The sequence below is a fragment of the Bradyrhizobium sp. AUGA SZCCT0182 genome (assembly GCF_018130185.1).
Lineage (GTDB): Bacteria > Pseudomonadota > Alphaproteobacteria > Rhizobiales > Xanthobacteraceae > Bradyrhizobium.
Genome location: NZ_JAFCLY010000014.1, coordinates 60387 through 78318, shown reverse-complemented (window position 1 = coordinate 78318; position 17932 = coordinate 60387). Strand labels below are relative to the sequence as shown.

Annotated in this window: 17 protein-coding genes; 10 read left to right on the top strand and 7 right to left on the bottom strand. The window is 63.5% G+C overall.

The features are described from left to right. Positions 1-74 precede the first annotated feature (74 nt). Complete coding sequence (locus tag JQ611_RS16920) at positions 75-1322, bottom strand: glycerophosphodiester phosphodiesterase family protein (protein WP_212466056.1); 1248 nt, start codon at positions 1320-1322, stop codon at positions 75-77. Between the two features lie 152 nt (positions 1323-1474). Here JQ611_RS16920 and JQ611_RS16915 point away from each other — a divergent pair, with 152 nt between their 5' ends. After that, positions 1475-1789, top strand: coding sequence for a hypothetical protein (locus tag JQ611_RS16915; protein ID WP_212440502.1), 315 nt, complete (start codon positions 1475-1477; stop codon positions 1787-1789). Between the two features lie 700 nt (positions 1790-2489). Here JQ611_RS16915 and JQ611_RS16910 read toward each other — a convergent pair. The 3 genes from JQ611_RS16910 to JQ611_RS16900 form a co-directional block, all read right to left on the bottom strand. Next, on the bottom strand, positions 2490-2996 hold the full coding sequence (locus JQ611_RS16910) for a hypothetical protein (protein WP_212466055.1): 507 nt from the start codon (positions 2994-2996) through the stop codon (positions 2490-2492). Between the two features lie 119 nt (positions 2997-3115). After that, entirely contained in the window at positions 3116-3379 is a 264-nt protein-coding gene (locus tag JQ611_RS16905; RefSeq protein ID WP_212266115.1) for a GCG_CRPN prefix-to-repeats domain-containing protein, read from the bottom strand. 182 nt (positions 3380-3561) lie between these two features. After that, positions 3562-4260, bottom strand: a complete 699-nt coding sequence (locus tag JQ611_RS16900) for a helix-turn-helix transcriptional regulator (RefSeq protein WP_212266116.1) — start codon at positions 4258-4260, stop codon at positions 3562-3564. A 158-nt stretch (positions 4261-4418) separates the two neighbouring features. On the opposite strand from JQ611_RS16900, the gene JQ611_RS16895 reads away from it, so the two are divergent. Both JQ611_RS16895 and JQ611_RS16890 read left to right on the top strand, forming a co-directional pair. Further along, entirely contained in the window at positions 4419-4727 is a 309-nt protein-coding gene (locus tag JQ611_RS16895; RefSeq protein ID WP_212266117.1) for an NIPSNAP family protein, read from the top strand. Between the two features lie 66 nt (positions 4728-4793). Continuing rightward, entirely contained in the window at positions 4794-5606 is an 813-nt protein-coding gene (locus JQ611_RS16890) for an oxaloacetate decarboxylase (protein WP_212387967.1), read from the top strand. An 84-nt stretch (positions 5607-5690) separates the two neighbouring features. Here the strand turns inward: JQ611_RS16890 and JQ611_RS16885 are convergent, their stop codons facing one another. Next, positions 5691-6098, bottom strand: coding sequence for a hypothetical protein (locus JQ611_RS16885; RefSeq protein ID WP_212387978.1), 408 nt, complete (start codon positions 6096-6098; stop codon positions 5691-5693). Positions 6099-6260: 162 nt separating this feature from the next. On the opposite strand from JQ611_RS16885, the gene JQ611_RS16880 reads away from it, so the two are divergent. Beyond that, on the top strand, positions 6261-6902 hold the full coding sequence (locus JQ611_RS16880; protein WP_212266120.1) for a trimeric intracellular cation channel family protein: 642 nt from the start codon (positions 6261-6263) through the stop codon (positions 6900-6902). 327 nt (positions 6903-7229) lie between these two features. Continuing rightward, positions 7230-10721 carry an indolepyruvate ferredoxin oxidoreductase family protein gene (locus JQ611_RS16875; protein ID WP_212466054.1) on the top strand — a complete coding sequence of 1164 codons (3492 nt, stop codon included), beginning with the start codon at positions 7230-7232 and terminating at the stop codon, positions 10719-10721. Positions 10722-11964: 1243 nt separating this feature from the next. Here JQ611_RS16875 and JQ611_RS16870 read toward each other — a convergent pair. After that, the gene (locus JQ611_RS16870) at positions 11965-12570 is read right to left on the bottom strand and encodes a DNA-3-methyladenine glycosylase (protein ID WP_212466053.1); all 606 of its coding nucleotides are present in this window, start codon (positions 12568-12570) and stop codon (positions 11965-11967) included. Positions 12571-12708: 138 nt separating this feature from the next. Here JQ611_RS16870 and lipA point away from each other — a divergent pair, with 138 nt between their 5' ends. The 5 genes from lipA to JQ611_RS16845 are packed head-to-tail and all read left to right on the top strand — an operon-like array spanning position 12709 to position 17316. Beyond that, a complete protein-coding gene (gene lipA, locus JQ611_RS16865) occupies positions 12709-13668 on the top strand; it encodes a lipoyl synthase (RefSeq protein ID WP_212466052.1) in 960 nt (319 codons plus the stop codon). A gap of 16 nt (positions 13669-13684) precedes the next feature. Continuing rightward, complete coding sequence (locus tag JQ611_RS16860; protein WP_212466051.1) at positions 13685-14221, top strand: DNA topology modulation protein; 537 nt, start codon at positions 13685-13687, stop codon at positions 14219-14221. After that, the gene (locus tag JQ611_RS16855) at positions 14221-14679 is read left to right on the top strand and encodes a type II toxin-antitoxin system RatA family toxin (protein WP_212466050.1); all 459 of its coding nucleotides are present in this window, start codon (positions 14221-14223) and stop codon (positions 14677-14679) included. The genes JQ611_RS16860 and JQ611_RS16855 overlap by 1 nt, the downstream gene beginning before the upstream one ends. Position 14680: 1 nt before the next feature. After that, positions 14681-15601 (top strand): NAD(P)-dependent oxidoreductase, encoded by a 921-nt coding sequence (locus JQ611_RS16850; protein ID WP_212466049.1) that lies wholly within the window; start codon positions 14681-14683, stop codon positions 15599-15601. Between the two features lie 32 nt (positions 15602-15633). After that, the gene (locus tag JQ611_RS16845; RefSeq protein WP_212466048.1) at positions 15634-17316 is read left to right on the top strand and encodes a thiamine pyrophosphate-binding protein; all 1683 of its coding nucleotides are present in this window, start codon (positions 15634-15636) and stop codon (positions 17314-17316) included. Positions 17317-17328: 12 nt separating this feature from the next. Here JQ611_RS16845 and JQ611_RS16840 read toward each other — a convergent pair whose 3' ends face one another. Next, a complete protein-coding gene (locus JQ611_RS16840) occupies positions 17329-17931 on the bottom strand; it encodes a CinA family protein (RefSeq protein ID WP_212466047.1) in 603 nt (200 codons plus the stop codon). Position 17932: the final 1 nt, after the last annotated feature.

Genomic DNA, 17932 nt, shown 5'->3' with positions numbered 1-17932 from the left:
CGCAACCAACGTCGGTGGTTATGGGTCCCGGCGTTCGCCGGGACGACGAGACTCAAATCAGAACCGCCACCCCCTCACTTCATCCCCATGCAGCTCGCATAGAACGTCGTGGTCGCCGGCCAGTCCGAGAACATACCGCGGATGCCGACCTGTTTTGCGAGCACATCGAGCACCGTCAGCGTGTCGCCGTCGCGGTCGATGGCTGGTTTGATCGAGCGATGATAGAAGCCGCCGCCCTTGTTCAGCGGGCCGTCGCGCTCCAGCGACCAGCCGATCAGGTCGAGGCCGGCGGCCTTCGCGGCCTTGGCGTATTCCGACGGAATGATTTCCTTTTTGTCGTTCAGCGTTAGCATGGTCCAGATCGGCGGCGCCAGGATTCTGACGCCAGACGACTTGAGTTCGGCCATCGACGGCTTCCAGGTCTCGGGCTTGGCGGGATCAAGACCCTGCTTCTCGTAACGCTCCTCGAGATAGACCGCCTGCGCGCCGAACGCCGGCTCGGTCTTTATCCAGAACAGCACGTCGGCCAGATTAAAGCTTTGCGCGAACACGTCGCTGGCCGGAATGCCCGCGGCCTTGTACGCCTGCAGCATTTGCGCGGCGTACTTCTCCTGGGTGTAGTCGCCGTCGAACGGCATCGGTACTTCCGGCGACTTCAGCTCGGGCGTGAACTTGGCGCCGAGGCTCTTGATCAGCGCGATGCTTTCGTCATGCGTCATCAGCGTGCCGGAAGCGGCGTAGAGATCCGTGCGCCAGCGCGGCGTGCCGTTCTGGTAATCGGCCACGTTGGTGGCATCGGGATTGAAGCTGTCCATCTTCGCGGTCAGCGACTTGAACTCGGCGAGCGTGATGTCGCTGGTGCAGCACTTGGCGGAGGCCTTCTTGCCGGCGGCCGGGTCGGATGGGCTGAAACCTTGCGTGCATTTGGCGGCTAGCGCCGGCACCGACAGGATGTTGGTGGTGGTGTGCAGATCGCATTGTGCATGCCGGCACACCAGCTGGCGGTCTTTGGTGAAGGTCACGTCGCATTCGATGATGCCGGCGCCCATCCGGGCTGCGGCGGTATAGGATTCCTTGGTATGTTCGGGAAATTGCATCGCCGCGCCGCGATGGCCGATCGAAAAGTCGGTCTTGTGGAACGGGCCGGTGCACTGGCTGAGCTTTTCCTTGAGCGGGCCATCCTTCATCTTGTCGACGAGGTAGAACGGGCGCGGGCCGATCTGCGCCTCGCGGGGCAGGGGCACGCTTTGCGCCGCGGCGGGGGCGGCGGGCGCAAACAGCGCGACCGCGGAGAATAGAACCAGAAGGCGGCGAGAGTGCATGAACGAACCTCGGAAGTGGCGGAGTAAAAAACGGATATCACCACGACATTATGACGTCTGCGTGTGGGGTTGCGCTCGCTTGGCGTTTATCTACAGTTCGCGCGGTCGCACGGTGGCGATCTTGCGCAAAATAACAATCGGGAGGAACCGAAATGCCGAAAGCCCTGTTCGTCGTCCGCGCCACCGTGACGGATGCCGCAAAGCGTCAGGCGTTCGATGCCTGGTATTCGCGCGAGCATCTGCCGGACGCGGTCAAATCGTTCGGCGCCGAGAAAGCGTGGCGCTACTGGAGCCTCAGCGATCCCGCACTGCATCACGCGATGTATCAGTTTTCCGACGAGGCCGCGCTCGATCGCGCGACCAAAGCTCCCGACATGACCCGACTGATCGCCGATTTCAACCGCGACTGGCCCGACGTGACGCGCACGCGCGAGGTGCTGGTGCTGGCGGAGGAGTTTGGGAAGTAACTCACCGTCGTCCCGGCGAAGGCCGGGACCCATAGCCACCGGCGGCAGTTGTTGCGCACGCTGGTGGTGATCTTCCTTTTCCAGCAACAGTGGCCGCGGCGTATGGGTCCCGGCCTTCGCCGGGACGACGTTCGTGGCGACAGGCAAAGCTGAACGCGCAGTTCATCTGGCATTCATCTCGGCGCACCGAAACTCTCCTGCTCAATCCAACCGATCGCAGAGGAGGAGATGTCATGGAGCGCCGGCACTTTCTGAAACTCGCCTTTGGATTTGTAGCAGGTGGTGTCGCACTTGCGGCCGGCGCACAGGCCGCCCCGCTGACGCCGCAGCCGCTGGTTCCGGATGGCCAACTCCCTGCCAATCCGGATGCGCAACCCGCCGTCACGACTGGCGATGAGGTCGATCGGCTTCAGCCAGAGGAAGTGCGCGGGGGTCGAGGCCGTGGCCGCGGATGGGGTCGTGGCCGTGGCTGGGGCCGAGGCCGGGGATGGGGCCGTCGTCGCTGGGGCTGGGGCCGTCGTCGTTGGGGCTGGCGCCGCCGGCGCTGGGGCTGGCGCCGCAGGCATTACGGCTGGCGTCGCCGCTACTGGCGCCGTCGTTACTGGCGTCGCCGCTACTGGTAAGGTTCGCGGGTCCGGGGCGGGGATGGCATTTGCCGTCCCTGCCTTGTTCGGCTCGGCGTGCACTTCATTCCATCCGGCTATCTGATTTTCGGCGACGGCTCGAAATTCGCCTGCGTGTCCTGCGTGTGAAGGCGTTTCAGCTTTCCGCCATCCTCGATCAGATAAAAATGGTTGCCGACGATACCCTTTTCGTTGCGGGCGCCGCGAAAAACGATCATGCGGCTGTTGGCGCGGCTGACGACCGGATCGAAATCATCTGACACCTCGCGCCAGCCGGAGACCGTGAACAGCTCGATGATCTTGCCGGTGCGCGCATCGAGCAAGGTGGGCGCGACGCAGCTCGAGCCGCAGGGCAGCTTGACCACGATGTAACGGCCCGCCGCATCGATCTTCCCGTCGTCGGCTGCGGCGAGAAAAGTCTCCCGGCGGGCGCGCAAATCCGGCGTCACCGGGCGCGGTTTTGCGACTTTGCCGGCGTAGACCTTGGCCGGATGGTCCGCGAATTTGGGTGGTCCTTCGGCATGCGCCGATAGGGTGAGGCAGGCCAGCGCGAGCGCGGTGGCGACAGAGCGGAGGGAATTCATGGCTGCTTGCCTGGAAACGTGCACCCCGCTTCGTCTGCGTGACAAGCCGCCACGTTCAATGTGGTCCTGCCCATAAAAAAGCCCCGCCGGAGCGGGGCCTTTTGCCGAATTAAATCATGTTACCGAACGCGGCAGCGCCCGTAGGCCCAGACCATGCCGTAGGGGCAAACCCGGCCGCCGGGCCGCACCACCACAACCGGGGGCCGCACAACTGCACGCGGCGCGACGTAGACGGCGCGCGGCGCCACCACAACGGCGCGCTTGGGCTGGCAGCCGCCATAGGGACCGCGATAATAGCCAGGGCCGCATCCGCCCGCGGCGTTGGCCGCGCTGAAGCTCGCAAACGAGGCTGCGACCAAGACTGCAGCGAAAAGGTACTTCATGTTTTCTCCCGATTTTAAGCCGCCATGCGGCGCGGTTCCGAACCTAGTCACGGAGACCTGAATAGAAAATGAATGTTGTCGATTCGTGAAACAGCAGCAAGAAATTGCCGGTTGAGCGGCTGTCACATTCCCGTTGCCGCGCCTCATTTGCGGCCAATTCGTAAACAAACGGGCTGCACGAATTAAGCTTCGCTCGGGCCGAACAGCGCCGCGAACCGCTTCTCGCCGTTGCGCGTGAAATTGACGACGCGGCTGCCCGGCGCGGTATCGCGCGCGGCCCAGTTCAATTCGGTGAACCGGCTCATGACAGCCGCACCCAACGTGCCGGCGAGGTGGTGCCGCCGTTCGCTCCAGTCGAGGCAGGCCTTGCAGACCGGCCGGCGCGGATGCGCCAGCGTGTCGGCGTCGATCTGCAGCGACTTCGCCATGAAGCGCTTGCCTTCACCGGTGAGTTCGATGGTCTCCTTGCTTTGCCGGACCAGCTTCTGCTTCTTCATGCTGTCGAGCATTTGCACGCCGAGATCGCCGGCGAGGTGGTCGTAGCAAATCCGCGCCCGGCGCAGCGCCGGATCCTTTGGCCCGGTGCGCACGCGCATGTGGCCGGCACGGGCGGCAAGCCCCGCTAGGCCCTCGAGCACGCCGGCGACATCGGGGTCGGCGAGGCGGTAGTAGCGGTGACGGCCCTGCTTCTCCTGCTCGATCAGCCCGCCGGCTTCCAGTTTGGCCAGATGCGAACTCGCCGTCTGCGGCGTGATCCCGGCCTCGTGCGCCAACTCGGTCGCGGTCAGCGCGCGGCCGGTCATCAGCCCGGTCAGCATGTTCGCGCGCGCGGGGTCGCCGACCAGGGAAGCAACCATTGCGATGTCGGGGCCTGCTTTCATAGTTCGATGATAGCCGAAGCATCGACGACGATCAAGCGGGTAGTGTTGCCTTGAACGTCATTGCGAGCGAAGCGAAGCAATCCATCGCGCCACACGCGGAGGAATGGATTGCTTCGTCGCTGCGCTCGCAATGACGACAACAAAGACCGGAGTCCCACATGACCATCACCGTCTTCATCCGCTACCAGCTCGATCCGTTCAAGCGTGCGATGTTCGAGGAATACTCGAAAAACTGGCTCACCATCATTCCCCGATGCGGCGGCGACCTGATCGGCTACTGGATGCCGCATGAAGGCACCAACAACATCGCCTTCGCGCTGATCTCGTTCGACAGCCTCGCGGCCTACGAGAGCTACCGGGCGCGGCTGCGCGCCGACAAGGAAGGCATGGCCAACTTCAGCTTCGCCGAGGAGAACCAGTTCATCCTCGCCGAAGAGCGCACGTTCCTGCGCAAGGTCGTGGCATGAGCGTCTGGCGGAGGCGGCGTCGCGTACCTATGTTGGCCGCGCCAACAAACAATTCGGGGAGTGACCATGCTGACAACTGCTGACAAACGCGCCGCCTTCAAGAAGTTGCACGAGAGCGGCTGCTTCATCATTCCCAATCCGTTCGACGTCGGCAGCGCGAAGGCGTTGCAGCATCTCGGCTTCAAGGCGCTGGCGTCCACCAGCGCCGGTTTTGCCTGGGCCATTGCCAAGGCCGACAACGCCGTCACCGTCGACGACGTCTGCGATCATCTCGCCGCGATCTCTGCTGCAGTCGACATTCCCGTCAATGCCGATTTCGAGGACGGCTTTGCGCATGAGGCGGACAAGGTCGGCGTCAACGTCGCGCGCGCGGTCAAGACCGGCATCGCCGGCCTTTCGATCGAGGATTTCACCGGCGACAATGCCAAGCCGCTGTTCGACCGTGAGCTCGCTATCGATCGCATCAGGGCGGCGCGCCAGGCGATCGACGCCGACAATAGCGGCGTGCTGCTCACCGGCCGCTGCGAGGCGTTCCTGCGCGGGGTGAAGGACATGAAGCTCGTGATCGACCGGCTCACCGCGTATGCCGAGGCCGGCGCCGACGTTCTCTATGCGCCCGGCATCTCGACGCCGGAAGAAATTTCGGCGGTCGTGAAAGCGGTCGCGCCAAGACCGGTCAATCTTTTGGTCGGCGCGGCCGGGCCTTCGCTGAAAATTGCCGGCGATCTCGGCGTCCGCCGTATCAGCGTCGGCGGTGCGCTCGCGCGGATGGCGTGGGCCGGCTTCATGAAGGCATCGAAGGAGATGGCGGAGCAGGGCACGTTCACGGAGTTCGCGAACGGCTATCCTGGCGGCGAACTCAACAAGATGTTCAGCTAACACCTTCAAAGAAAAACGCAGCGGGCGAAATGCCCGCTGCGCTGTCGTTTCATATCACTCGTCAGATTACGCTTGCTTCAGCCGTTACTGCTTGGCCGGTGCGTCAGCCGGAGCGGGCGGCGCCGCCGGCGAGGGCGCTGCCGGACGCGGCGGCGCGGCACCGGTGGTCGTGCCGGGCTGGTTGTTGGACTTCGGCGTTACGTCACGCATGCCCGGAGGCGCCGCGGGGGTAGCCGGCTGTGTTTGCGCGGTCTGGCTGGACGGCGTGGTGCCGGCCTCGTTGACGCTGGTATTGTTCAGACCATAGAACAACGCACCCATCACCACGGCGATGGCAATCGCGAACATCGCGATCTTGGTGCCGTTGGCCGGAGCCTCGGCGAGCTGCGGGTCGGCCTGTATCTCGTTGTCGAGACTGTTCATACGTGCCTGACGGCGGATTTCGTCATCACTCAGATTGGCACGATACGGGTCGTTCGGATTGTAGGTCATCAATCAGTTCCTCCGTTAGAACCCCAAAGTGTTTAGCGGAGATACAATGGCTGGCGCGGCCGGATGTTCCGCGTCAATCTTGCAACCGGTTAATGATGGAACCCGTGATTCGCAGGTTCCATCGGATCACGAGGTTGCGAAGAGGCTGCAAAAGAGGTTGCCATGTGGGCCCTGCCGCCCAGCGATACCGTGCTGCACCTGCTGTCTTATGTGGCCCTGACCGCGCAGGCGATGACGGCCGCCCTGGCCGCCGGGCGCCGCAGCATGGATTGGGCCGGCGTATGCATGCTGGGTTGCATTACCGCGCTCGGCGGCGGAACCATCCGTGACGTGCTGCTCGGGCACTACCCGCTGGTCTGGGTGAAGAACCCGTCCTACCTGGCGCTGACCGCGATTGCGGCTTTCGTGACCATCCTGATTGCGCGCCATGTGCACCGGCTCAACCTCGCATTCCTGGTGCTCGATGCGATCGGCCTCGTGGTGTTCACGATGGCCGGCTGCGACGTCGCCCGGCAAGTCGGCGCGCCGCTGCCGATCGTGATCGTCGCCGGCATGATCACGGGCTGCGCCGGCGGCGTGCTGCGCGATATCCTCTGCAACGACGTGCCGCTGCTGTTTCGCTCAGAACTCTACGCCAGCGTTTCCGTCGTCACCGGGCTGTTCTACGTCACCGCCTTCGGGTTGCAGTTGAATCACGAGCTCTGGACCGGATTGACGTTCGTGCTCGGGCTGACGCTGCGGCTGCTCGCGATCCGCTACAAATGGGAAATGCCGAAATTCGTCTTCGGCGGCGATCAGCGCTGACCGACGAACGCAGCGCACCATAACGCTTTAGCCAGAATCGCCTGCAGCCAAAGGCCGCTTGGGGCGTTATCCCCAAACGCAGGGCAGCCGGCCACGTCATGCCGTTTCGTGCCGGGGCGGTCCGGCGACACAAAGCGAAACCGGCCGGCGTTCTTCCCGGCACGAAATTGCGATCTTTGATCGCGTGGCTGACTTGCCGAGATTTGTGGTGCGGGAAGCGGAAAATCCGACATAGACTGGTTCTAAGAAGTTCTGACGCCTACATAAAACACAGCCTTGCTCAGAAATCGTCTTGGCGATCAAAGCGGCTGGCAAAAGAGGGCTTAAATGGGAATCAACCAGGGTCCGATCAGTCTCGATCAGAAATACACCCAAGGAAGCGGCCATATCTTCCTGACCGGCATCCAGGCGCTGGTGCGGCTGCCGATGGCGCAGATCCGCCGCGACCGCGCCGCCGGGCTCAACACCGCAGGCTTCATTTCAGGCTATCGCGGCTCGCCCCTTGGCGGTTACGACCAGCAGCTGTTCGCCGCCCGCAAACATCTCGAGCAATACAACATCAAATTCCAGCCCGGCGTGAACGAGGATCTCGCGGCCACCGCGGTCTGGGGCTCGCAGCAGCTCAATCTGTCGCCCGGCGCCAACTATGATGGCGTGGTCGGTATCTGGTACGGCAAGGGCCCCGGCGTCGATCGCTGCGGCGACGTATTCCGTCACGGCAATGCGGCAGGCTCGGCCAAGAACGGCGGCGTGCTGGTTCTCGCGGGCGACGACCACGGCGCCAAATCCTCCACCGTGCCGCATCAGTCGGACCATGCCTTCATGTCGGCGCTGATGCCCTATCTCTATCCCTCCAGCATCCATGAAATGATCGAGATGGGTTTGCTGGGTATCGCGATGTCGCGCTACTCGGGCTGCTGGGTCGGCATGAAGGTGATCACCGAGACGGTGGAAACCACCGCCGAGATCGACCTCACCGACGAGATGACGCCGTTCGTGATCCCGACCGATTTCGAACTGCCGGAGGGCGGCCTCAACCTGCGCTGGCCCGACGACCGCTTTGCGCAGGACCGCCGCTTGCAGGACTACAAGGGCTTTGCCGCGATCGCCTTTGCCCGCGCCAACAAGGTCAACCGCGTCACCATGGATTCGCCGAATGCCCGCTACGGCATCATGGCGTCAGGCAAGAGCTACGAGGATATCCGCCAGGCGCTGCGCGAACTCGGCATCACGCCTGAAATCGCCGCCAAGATTGGTCTCAGGCTTTACAAGATCGGCATGCCCTGGCCGCTGGAGCCGGAAGGGGTCAGGCAGTTCGCGGTGGGTCTCGAAGAAATCTTCATCATCGAAGAGCGCCGCGAGATCGTCGAGAACCAGGTCAAGCAGGAGCTGTTCAACTGGCGCGACGATGTCCGCCCCCGCATCATCGGCAAGATGGACGACCACGACAAGCGCTTCCTGCCGTTTGCCGAAGAGCTCAGCGTCGCCTCGCTGGCAAGCTCGCTCACCGAGCGGCTGCTTCGACTTAATCTCAATCCTGAAATCGCGGCACAGCTGCGCGCCAAGGCCGACTGGTTCAACGGCCGGCAGGCAACGCAGATGCAGGCGGTCGCGCCGATCACCCGCACCCCGTATTTCTGTTCGGGCTGCCCGCACAACACGTCGACAAAAGTGCCGGAAGGCAGCCGCGCCTTTGCCGGCATCGGTTGCCACTTCATGGCGCTGTGGATGGACCGCTCGACCGAGACGTTCACCCATATGGGCGGCGAGGGCGTGCCCTGGGTCGGTGTCGCGCCGTTTACGAAAGAAGAGCACGTGTTCGCCAATCTCGGCGACGGCACGTATTTCCATTCCGGCAGCCTCGCGATCCGCCAGGCGGTCGCCTCCGGCGCCAACATCACCTACAAGATCCTCTATAACGACGCGACCGCGATGACCGGCGGACAGCATGTCGACGGCGAATTGTCGCCGCAGCAGATCACCTTCCAGCTTCACGCCGAAGGCATCCGCGAAATCTATGTGGTCTCGGAAAATCCCGACGCCTATCCGGCCTCCGAGATCGCGCCCGGCGTCAAGACCGCGCATCGCGACGAACTCGACACGGTCCAGAAGACGCTGCGCAAGGTAAAGGGCGCCTCCGCGATCGTGTTCGTGCAGACCTGCGCCGCCGAAAAGCGTCGCCGCCGCAAGCGTGGCACGCTGGAAGACCCGGCGCGTCGCGTCATGATCAATCCGGCCGTCTGCGAAGGCTGCGGCGATTGCTCGGTGCAGTCGAACTGCATCTCGGTCGAGCCGCTGGAAACCGAGCTGGGGCGCAAGCGCACCATCAACCAGTCGACCTGCAACAAGGACTATTCCTGCCTGAAGGGCTTTTGCCCGTCCTTCGTCACCATCGACGGCGGCAAGATGCGCAAACGCGCGGCGGCGGGCGTTGGCGACATCGGCGAGCTGCCGGAGCCTGCCTCGAGGCCGGCGCTGGACCGTCCCTATAACGTCGCCGTCGGCGGCGTCGGCGGCACCGGCGTGCTAACCATCGGTGCATTGCTCGGCATGGCCGCGCATATCGAGGGCAAGGCCAGCATGATCCTCGACATGTCCGGCCTCGCCCAAAAGGGCGGCGCGGTGCTGAGCCATGTACGTCTGTCAGAACACACCGCCGACGTCACCTGTTCGCGCATCGTCACCGGTACCGCCGATCTCGTGCTGGCGGCCGACGAGGTGGTGGCCGTGTCCAAGGAAACCATCACGCTCTGCGAATCCGGCCGCACCACCGGCATCATCAACACCCACCTCATTCCGATCGCCGATTTCATCCTCAACCGCGATTTCAATTTCCAGGCCCGCAAGGTCAACCACGTGCTGGAGACCGCGCTACGCAAGGATTCGTCGTTCTTCGATTTCACCAAGCCTGCCGAAATGCTGCTCGGCGATTCCATCGCCACCAACATGATGATGATGGGCTTTGCCTATCAGAAGGGCCTGTTGCCGCTCTCGGCGAAAGCCATCGAACAGGCGATCGAGGTCAACGGGGTTGCGATCAAGCTGAACATCCAGGCGTTCCAGCTCGGACGCCTCGCCGCGCACGATCCGGCAAAGCTGATCGCGATGATGAAGGACCAGGACGGGAGCGTGGCACCCAAGACGCTGGATGCGATGTCGCTCGAGGAGATCATCGCCCACCGCAGCAACCTCCTGACCGAATATCAGGACGCCAAACTCGCCGCCCGCTATCAGGCGCTGGTCAAGAAGGTCCGCGACGCCGCCATCGATGGCGGTTACGACGAGGCCTTGCCGCGCGCGGTCGCGATCAACTATGCCAAGCTGCTCGCCTACAAGGACGAGTACGAAGTCGCACGGCTCTACACCGACGGCCGCTTCGAAAAGCAGCTTCGCGACCAGTTCGAGGGCGATTTCAAGTTCTCATTCAACCTCGCGCCGCCGATCCTCGGTGGCGGCCTCGACGCGCTGGGCCGGCCGAAGAAGCGCGCGTTCGGCGCGTGGATGATGCCGGTGTTCCGGATGCTGGCGAAGATGAAGGGCCTGCGCGGCACTGCGTTCGACTTCTTCGGCCACAGCGCCGACCGCAAGCTGGAACGCGACCTGATCGCCGGCTATGAGAAGGACGTCGCGACCGTGCTCGGCCTGCTGTCGCCGCTCACGCTCGACATCGCGGTCGAAATCCTCTCGCTGCCCGACCGCATCCGCGGCTACGGCCCGGTGAAGGAAAAGGCCGTGCACGACGCCAAGGCCCGCTATACCCAACTCGCCGCCGACCTCGTCAACCCGCCGCCGGCGCCAAGGCAGATCGCGGCGGAGTAGGGCGAGCCCTCACGACATCGTCGTCCCGGCCTTGAGCTCAGATGCGCAATTGCGCATCGGGGGACCCATAGCCACCGATCTCAGTTTTGCGAATGCTGGAGCTCCAGCATGCCTAAAACGCAAAAGACCTCCGAGCCGAAGCTGGAGGCCTTCACTGTCACGAGGGGTACATCCGCCCTTCGCGACACTACTGGCGCGCATTGCTGCGCTATGGTTGATAGTCATAATCCATGACCGTCAACGTTTTATGACGTTGAAAGTTTCTTTGGCATAGACGCGCTGCGCGCACTCGCGGCCGACCTCGTCAACCCGCCGCCGGTGCCGTGGCAGATCGCGGCGGAGTAGCGAGCGCTCTCACAATGTCGTCGTCCCGGCCTGGTGCGCAATTGCGCACCGGGCCGGGACGACGGAGAGAGCAGAATCCGCCTTACGGACTAGGTTTCGTCATTGCGAGCGAAGCAATCCACCCTTTCTTCGCGCGACCCGGTGGCTCGCAATGACGGCGTGGAGAGAGCGGGTGCGACAAAACAACCCGACGGGCAAATCAATTCTGGTTTACGGAAATCGTGTCAAGCCCTAAATTTCCGAAAATCAAAAATATTTCTCTTTCCTTCGGCCCAAATCACCGGCACATTCTCGCCATCCCGTCCCACTCAGAGGGGCGTTGGCCATCGTCACAACGAGGGACGGGGATGCGGTGGACGCTGATGTTGCGATTGACGGTCGCGGCAAAGGCGTACGGCAAAAGCGTGTGGTCCTGGCGCCCGTAACGGCGTCAAGCTCTGAAGAAGCTAACGCTTCCGAGGGGCGACGGTGGCAATAGAGGCCGTCTCACCGGGGAGAGCGCGTCATAAGCCGTAAAGCCATTGCGCAGGGAAGGCTGGGTGTTCTCCGCTGCCCTGTATGCTCGTGTGCAGCCTACTTAGCACAATTCGCACACGAGACCGCGGGTGCAGCGCGCATCCGGCATTCCCTGCGCCCTCTATTTTCGAGGGCAAGGAAGTTACTTGCAAACCTCGGGCGCAATCCGTCGCGAGAATGCGAAGTCGCGTTTGGATGATGGTGCAATGACAAACACCGCCGTCGTCCCGGCGAACGCCGGGACCCATACGCCGCGGCCCATCGGTAGGAACGCTGGCGTTAGCGACCTGCTCCAACAACAACCGCTGCGGAGTACGGGTCCCCTGATGCGCAATTGCGCATCTGAGTTCGCCGGGACGACGCTAGAGCGGAGCACGCTTCCTCAAAACGCCTTGCTCAAAAACCGCGAGCCCTTGAGCCCGTAGCGCCACGGAAAATCCACGGCCTTGGTGATGCCGATGCGAATGCCGGTGACGATTTCCGCGTCGCCAATCCGCGCATGCAAGCTGATCGGCGGCGCATCGAGCGGCAATTCGCTGTGCTTGATCGTGATGCCCAGCGCCTCGCACAATTTGCCGGGCCCCGAACACAGGGTGCGCTCGTCGTGCAATCCGCGGCGGCGGCGCATCGCGGGAATGCCGTGGGTTGGCTGCAGCGCGCGGATCAGAACCGCGCTGGCCGAGCCTTCTTTCTCGCAGACGAAATTGACGCACCAGTGAATGCCGTAGGAGCGATAGACGTAGGAAAAACCGGGCGGACCGAACATCACGAGGTTCCGCGGCGTCGGCCCCCGGTACGAATGCGCGGCCGGATCGGTGTGATGATAGGCCTCGACCTCGACAATGATGCCGCCGACGCCATCGACCAGCAACGTGGCGCCGATCAGGTCGGGCGCCACCTCATGCACGCTGCGGGCGAAAAACGCGCGTTTCAGCGCCTTGCCGAGGCGAGGGGCCTTTGTTTCGGCCGGTTGGGGGTTTTGAGTCATTTGAGGTGGGAATCAACGGGAACAGGAGGAATGCTCCCAACATGATGCATGTTTCTGCTAGGTTCTGCGAGGTTGCGGCGCAGCGCGACACGGATTAGCTAGGGTTTCCAAGAGTTTTCGGACATTTTCGGACTTAACATGGTCGTTCTCGTCGATACCGTCTCATCCAACCAGGTTCGCCCGCGCCACCCCGAAAAGGTGAACCGGCCGGATGCGCTGTCGCCGCCGAAACCGGACTGGATCAGGGTGCGCGCGCCGAACACCCGCGGCTACGCCGATACCCGCAAAATCGTCAAGGAGAACGGCCTCGTCACGGTCTGCGAGGAAGCCGGCTGCCCGAATATCGGCGAGTGCTGGGACAAGAAGCACGCCACCTTCATGATCATGGGGGACACCTGCACGCGCGCTTGCGCGTTCTGCAACGTCAAGACCGGGATGCCCGGCGCGCTCGATGCCGCCGAGCCGGAACATGTCGCGGAGGCCACCTCCAAGCTCGGGCTCGCCCATATCGTCGTGACCTCAGTGGATCGCGACGATCTCGCCGATGGCGGCGCCGAGCATTTTGCCCAAACCATCCGCGCGATCCGCGCCCGCTGTCCGACCACGACGATCGAGATCCTGACGCCGGATTTCCTTCGCAAGGAAGGCGCGCTGGAGATCGTCGCAGCAGCAAAACCCGACGTGTTCAACCACAATCTGGAAACCGTGCCGTCGCGCTATCTCACGGTGCGGCCGGGCGCTCGCTACTTCCATTCGATCCGGCTGTTGCAGCGGGTCAAGGAAATCGATCCGACCATCTTCACCAAGTCCGGCATCATGGTGGGCCTCGGTGAGGAACGCCACGAGGTGCTGCAGGTGATGGACGATCTGCGCTCGGCGGACGTCGACTTCCTCACCATCGGGCAATATCTGCAGCCGACCCGCAAGCACCACGCGGTGATGCGCTACGTCACCCCGGACGAGTTCGCAGGCTACGAGAAGGTCGCCTACACCAAGGGCTTCCTGATGGTGTCGGCGAGTCCGCTGACCCGCTCTTCGCATCATGCTGGCGATGATTTCGCCAAGCTGCAGGCGGCGCGCGCGGCGCGATCCCGCTGATTCCGGGCGTGGTGTTATGGATCGAATTCTTGTCATGGGCTCGCCCGGATCGGGCAAGTCGACATTTTCGCGTCGGCTATCTCAAATCACCGGCATCCCGGTCGTGTCGCTGGATGCGCTCTATTGGAAGCCGGGCTGGAAGCCGTCGGACGCCACCGAGTTTGAAGCACGCGTCACCGAGGCGGTGCGCCTGCCTCGCTGGATCATCGACGGCGATTATATCTGGTGGGCCGGCGATATCAGGCGCAGCGTTGCCGATGCCGTCATCTGGTTTGACCTGCCAAGGCGAAGCTGCATGGTCGGCCTCATGAGCAGGATCGCTACGAGCTTTGGACGCGTGCGGCCAGAGATGGCGGAGGGCTGTCCGGAACGGATCAACGTCGAGTTCTTGCGCTACGTCTGGACATATCGACGGGAGCAAAGGCCGAAATTGCTGCAATATCTAGAGGGGCTTCGAGCTGATCAATTCCTGATCTGCTTTACCGACAGGGCACAGGCGCACCGGTATCTGGCGAGTTTTGGACGGCGGGAAGGCGCGGAGGGCGTGCACTGATGCCGCGCTTTTCAAGTAAGCGGCGGGCGCATCACACCGCCCAGCAGATGTTCGATCTGGTCGCCGACGTCGAGCGCTATCCGGAATTCGTGCCGTTGTGCCATTCGCTGAAGATCCGCCAGCGCACGGCGCAACCTGACGGTACCGAGATCGTGGTTGCCGACATGACGGTGTCGTTCAAGCTGGTCCGGGAATCCTTCACCAGCCGGGTGACGCTGGACCGTCCCAATCTGAAGATCATGGTGGAGTATCTGAAGGGCCCGTTCAGCAATCTGGAAAACCGCTGGTCCTTCGAACCCAAATCCGAAACGGACTGCGATGTCGGCTTCTTCTTGTCCTACGAATTCAAGAGCCGGATGCTGGCGATGCTGATGGGCACGATGTTCGACGCCGCGTTCCAGCGTTTTGCCGCGGCGTTCGAAAAGCGGGCGGATGTGGTTTATGGAAAGCGGGCGTGACATGACGGCATTGGAACGCGTCGGCTTCATTGGTCTCGGCGGAATGGGGCGCGGGCTGGTCAAGAACCTCCTCGCCAAGGGCGTCGCCGTCACGGCCTACGACCTGAACCCTGAGGCGGTCGCCATTGCCAAATCGCAGGGAGCGACGGCGGCGGGCGGTCTTCGCGATATCGGCGAATGCCGCATCATCATGATTTGCGTCAATGCCGCCGAGGACGTCGAGGCGCTGCTGACGGGACCCGACGGACTGCTCGCCCACCCGGCGCCGAACTTCGTCGTCGTTGATCACACCACCGGCAGCCCGCAAATGGTCGATAAACTCGATCGGCTGGTGCGTGCGGCCGGCGGGCGTTATGCCGAGGCGCCGATGACGCGAACCCCGAAGCACGCGGACGCCGGCAAGGTCAACGTGCTCTACGGCGGGGAGGCCGATTTGCTCGGCGAGCTCAGGCCTTATTTCGAGCGCTATGCGGAGAACATCTTCCACATCGGCCCGCTCGGTCACGCCATCCGCCTCAAGCTGATCCACAACTACATCGCGTTTGCCAACGTCGCGGCGTGGTGCGAGGGGTTTGCGCTGGCGGCAAAGGACGGCCTCGATCTCAAGCAGCTGATCACCATCATCTCGGCCGCGGGCGGCAAGAGCGGCATGCTCGACCTCTACGGCCAGGCGACGCTCGACGGCGACTTTACCCCGCTGATGTCGCTGGCGAACGCCCGCAAGGACGTGCGCTATTACGCGCGCTGGCTGGAAGACGCCGGATTGCCGGGTTTCATGGCCGATGCCGTGCACCAGACCTACCGGCAGGCCGCCTTGCTCGGCCATGACGGCGAGTCCTGCACCGCCGTGATCAAGGCTTACGAGGCCGTCACCGGTGTCGAGGCTCGCGTCCGGCCGCAAGATCGAAATGAAAGCAATTGAATGCTAAACGACATGCGGAACGGAAGGACCCTATGATGGACATCAAGGCACCCATGCGAAGCGGCGGGCATATTCTGATCGATCAACTGGCCCTGCACGGCGCCGACACCGTATTCGGCGTGCCCGGGGAAAGCTTTCTGGCTGCGCTGGACGGCATGTACCAGAACCAGCGGGTCCACTTCGTCAATTCCCGGCATGAGGGCGGCGCGGCCATGATGGCCGACGCCTATGGCAAGCTCACCGGAAAGCCCGGCATTGCCTTTGCGACGCGCGGCCCCGGCGCCACCAACGCCTCCGCGGGCGTTCATGTCGCGTTTCAGGATTCGACGCCGATGATCCTGCTGCTCGGCCAGGTCGGGCGCGACATGATGGAACGCGAAGCGTTCCAGGAAATCGACTACCGTCAGATGTTCGGGCCGATGACCAAATGGGTGGCGCAGATCGACGACGCGCGGCGAATTCCCGAATTCATCTCGCGGGCGTTTTATACCGCGACTTCCGGCCGGCCCGGGCCTGTCGTGCTGGCGCTGCCCGAGGACATGCTGACCGACGAGGCTGACGTTCCGGATGCGCAGCCTTACAAGCCGCAAACCGTCGCGCCGGGCGCGGAAAGCCTGCAACAGTTCGAGGAGTTGCTGGCCGCGGCACGCAAGCCGTTGCTGATCGTTGGCGGCGGCGGATGGAGCGACAAGGCGCGCCGCGACCTCGAAGCGTTCGCGACCGCACATGAGGTGCCCGTCAGCGCTTCATTCCGCTGCCAGGATTATTTCGACAATCTGCACGCCGCCTACGCCGGCCATGTCGGTATCGGCATCTCCCCGAAATTCGCCGAACGGATTCGTGACAGCGATCTGATCATCGCGCTCGGCGCCCGGCTCGGGGAAATCACGACATCGGGCTACAGCCTGTTCGATATTCCGCAGCCGAAGCAGCCGCTGGTTCACATCTATCCGGATCCCGAGGAGATCGGCCGCGTCTATGCGCCGAAACTGGGCGTCATTTCCGGAAGCGCGGCGTTCGCGGCCGCGATAGCCAAGCTGAAGCCGAAGCATCAGCCGCGCGGCGACGAACTCAAGGCGGCGCATGCGGACTATCTCGCCTTCAACGAGCCGACCCGTTCGCCCGGCGACGTCCAGCTTTCGCGGATCGTGCGCGATCTCAGCGATCGGTTGCCGGAGGATGCGATCATCTGCAACGGCGCCGGCAATTATGCCGTCTGGGTTCATCGCTTCTGGCGCTACCGCCAGTTCCGGACCGAACTCGCGCCGACATGCGGTTCAATGGGATACGGCTTGCCGGCGGCGGTGGCGGCCAAGCATCTGCACCCGAACCGGCCGGTGATCGCATTCGCCGGCGACGGCTGCTTCCAGATGACCGGGAACGAGTTCATGACCGCGGTCGAAAATCGGCTGCCCCTCATCGTGATCGTCTGCAACAACGGCATGTACGGCACCATCCGCATGCATCAGGAGCGGCACTATCCCGGCCGGGTGTCCGGCACCAATCTGGTGAACCCTGATTTCGCCGCGCTCGCGCGTGCCTTTGGCGGCTTCGGCGCCCGGGTCGACCGTACCGAAGATTTTGCAAAGGCGTTTGACGAGGCGGTGGCCTCGCGCTTGCCCGCGATCATCGAACTCACGATCAGCCCGGAGGCACTGACGCCGGCGGCTTCGCTCAGCGAAACCCGCGCCAAGGCTTTGGCCGCGGCGAAGTGATAAGGCGGATCGCTAGGATCTCGATGGCCGCCGTCGCTTGACGGCGCTGCCCCGGGTCGATCGCGCGACACGCGGGCGGAGCCGGCTCACGGCCTCGCGGCGCGGTTTGACGGATGCCTGCGGTCCGCGCGCCAGTTCCATCAGCATGCGCAGCGCCTCGACCACCGAGCGCTGGCGCACGGTGGTACGGCCGATCGCGCCGAAACGGCATTCGCGGTGCAGGATGCGGCCGTCACGCGAGGCGACCGCGAAATGCACGAGTCCAACCGGCTTGCCGGGGGTGGCACCACCGGGACCGGCAATGCCGGTGATGGAGACGGCGAGGTCGACGCCGGCCTTCTCCAGGGCGCCGACCGCCATCGCGGTGGCGGTTTCCTTGCTGACCGCACCGAAGGTCGCCAGCGTCGTTACCTTGACGCCGAGCATCGCGCGCTTGGCATCGTTGGAATATGTGACAAAGCCGCGGTCGATGACGTCGGAGGAGCCGGGAATATCCGTGAGCGCGCCCGCGACCAGGCCGCCAGTGCAGGATTCCGCGGTCGCAATCGTCAGCTTGCGCATCCGGCATAGATCGAGCAGCGAGCGGGAGAGGGCGCGGGCGTCGCTGCCGCTCATG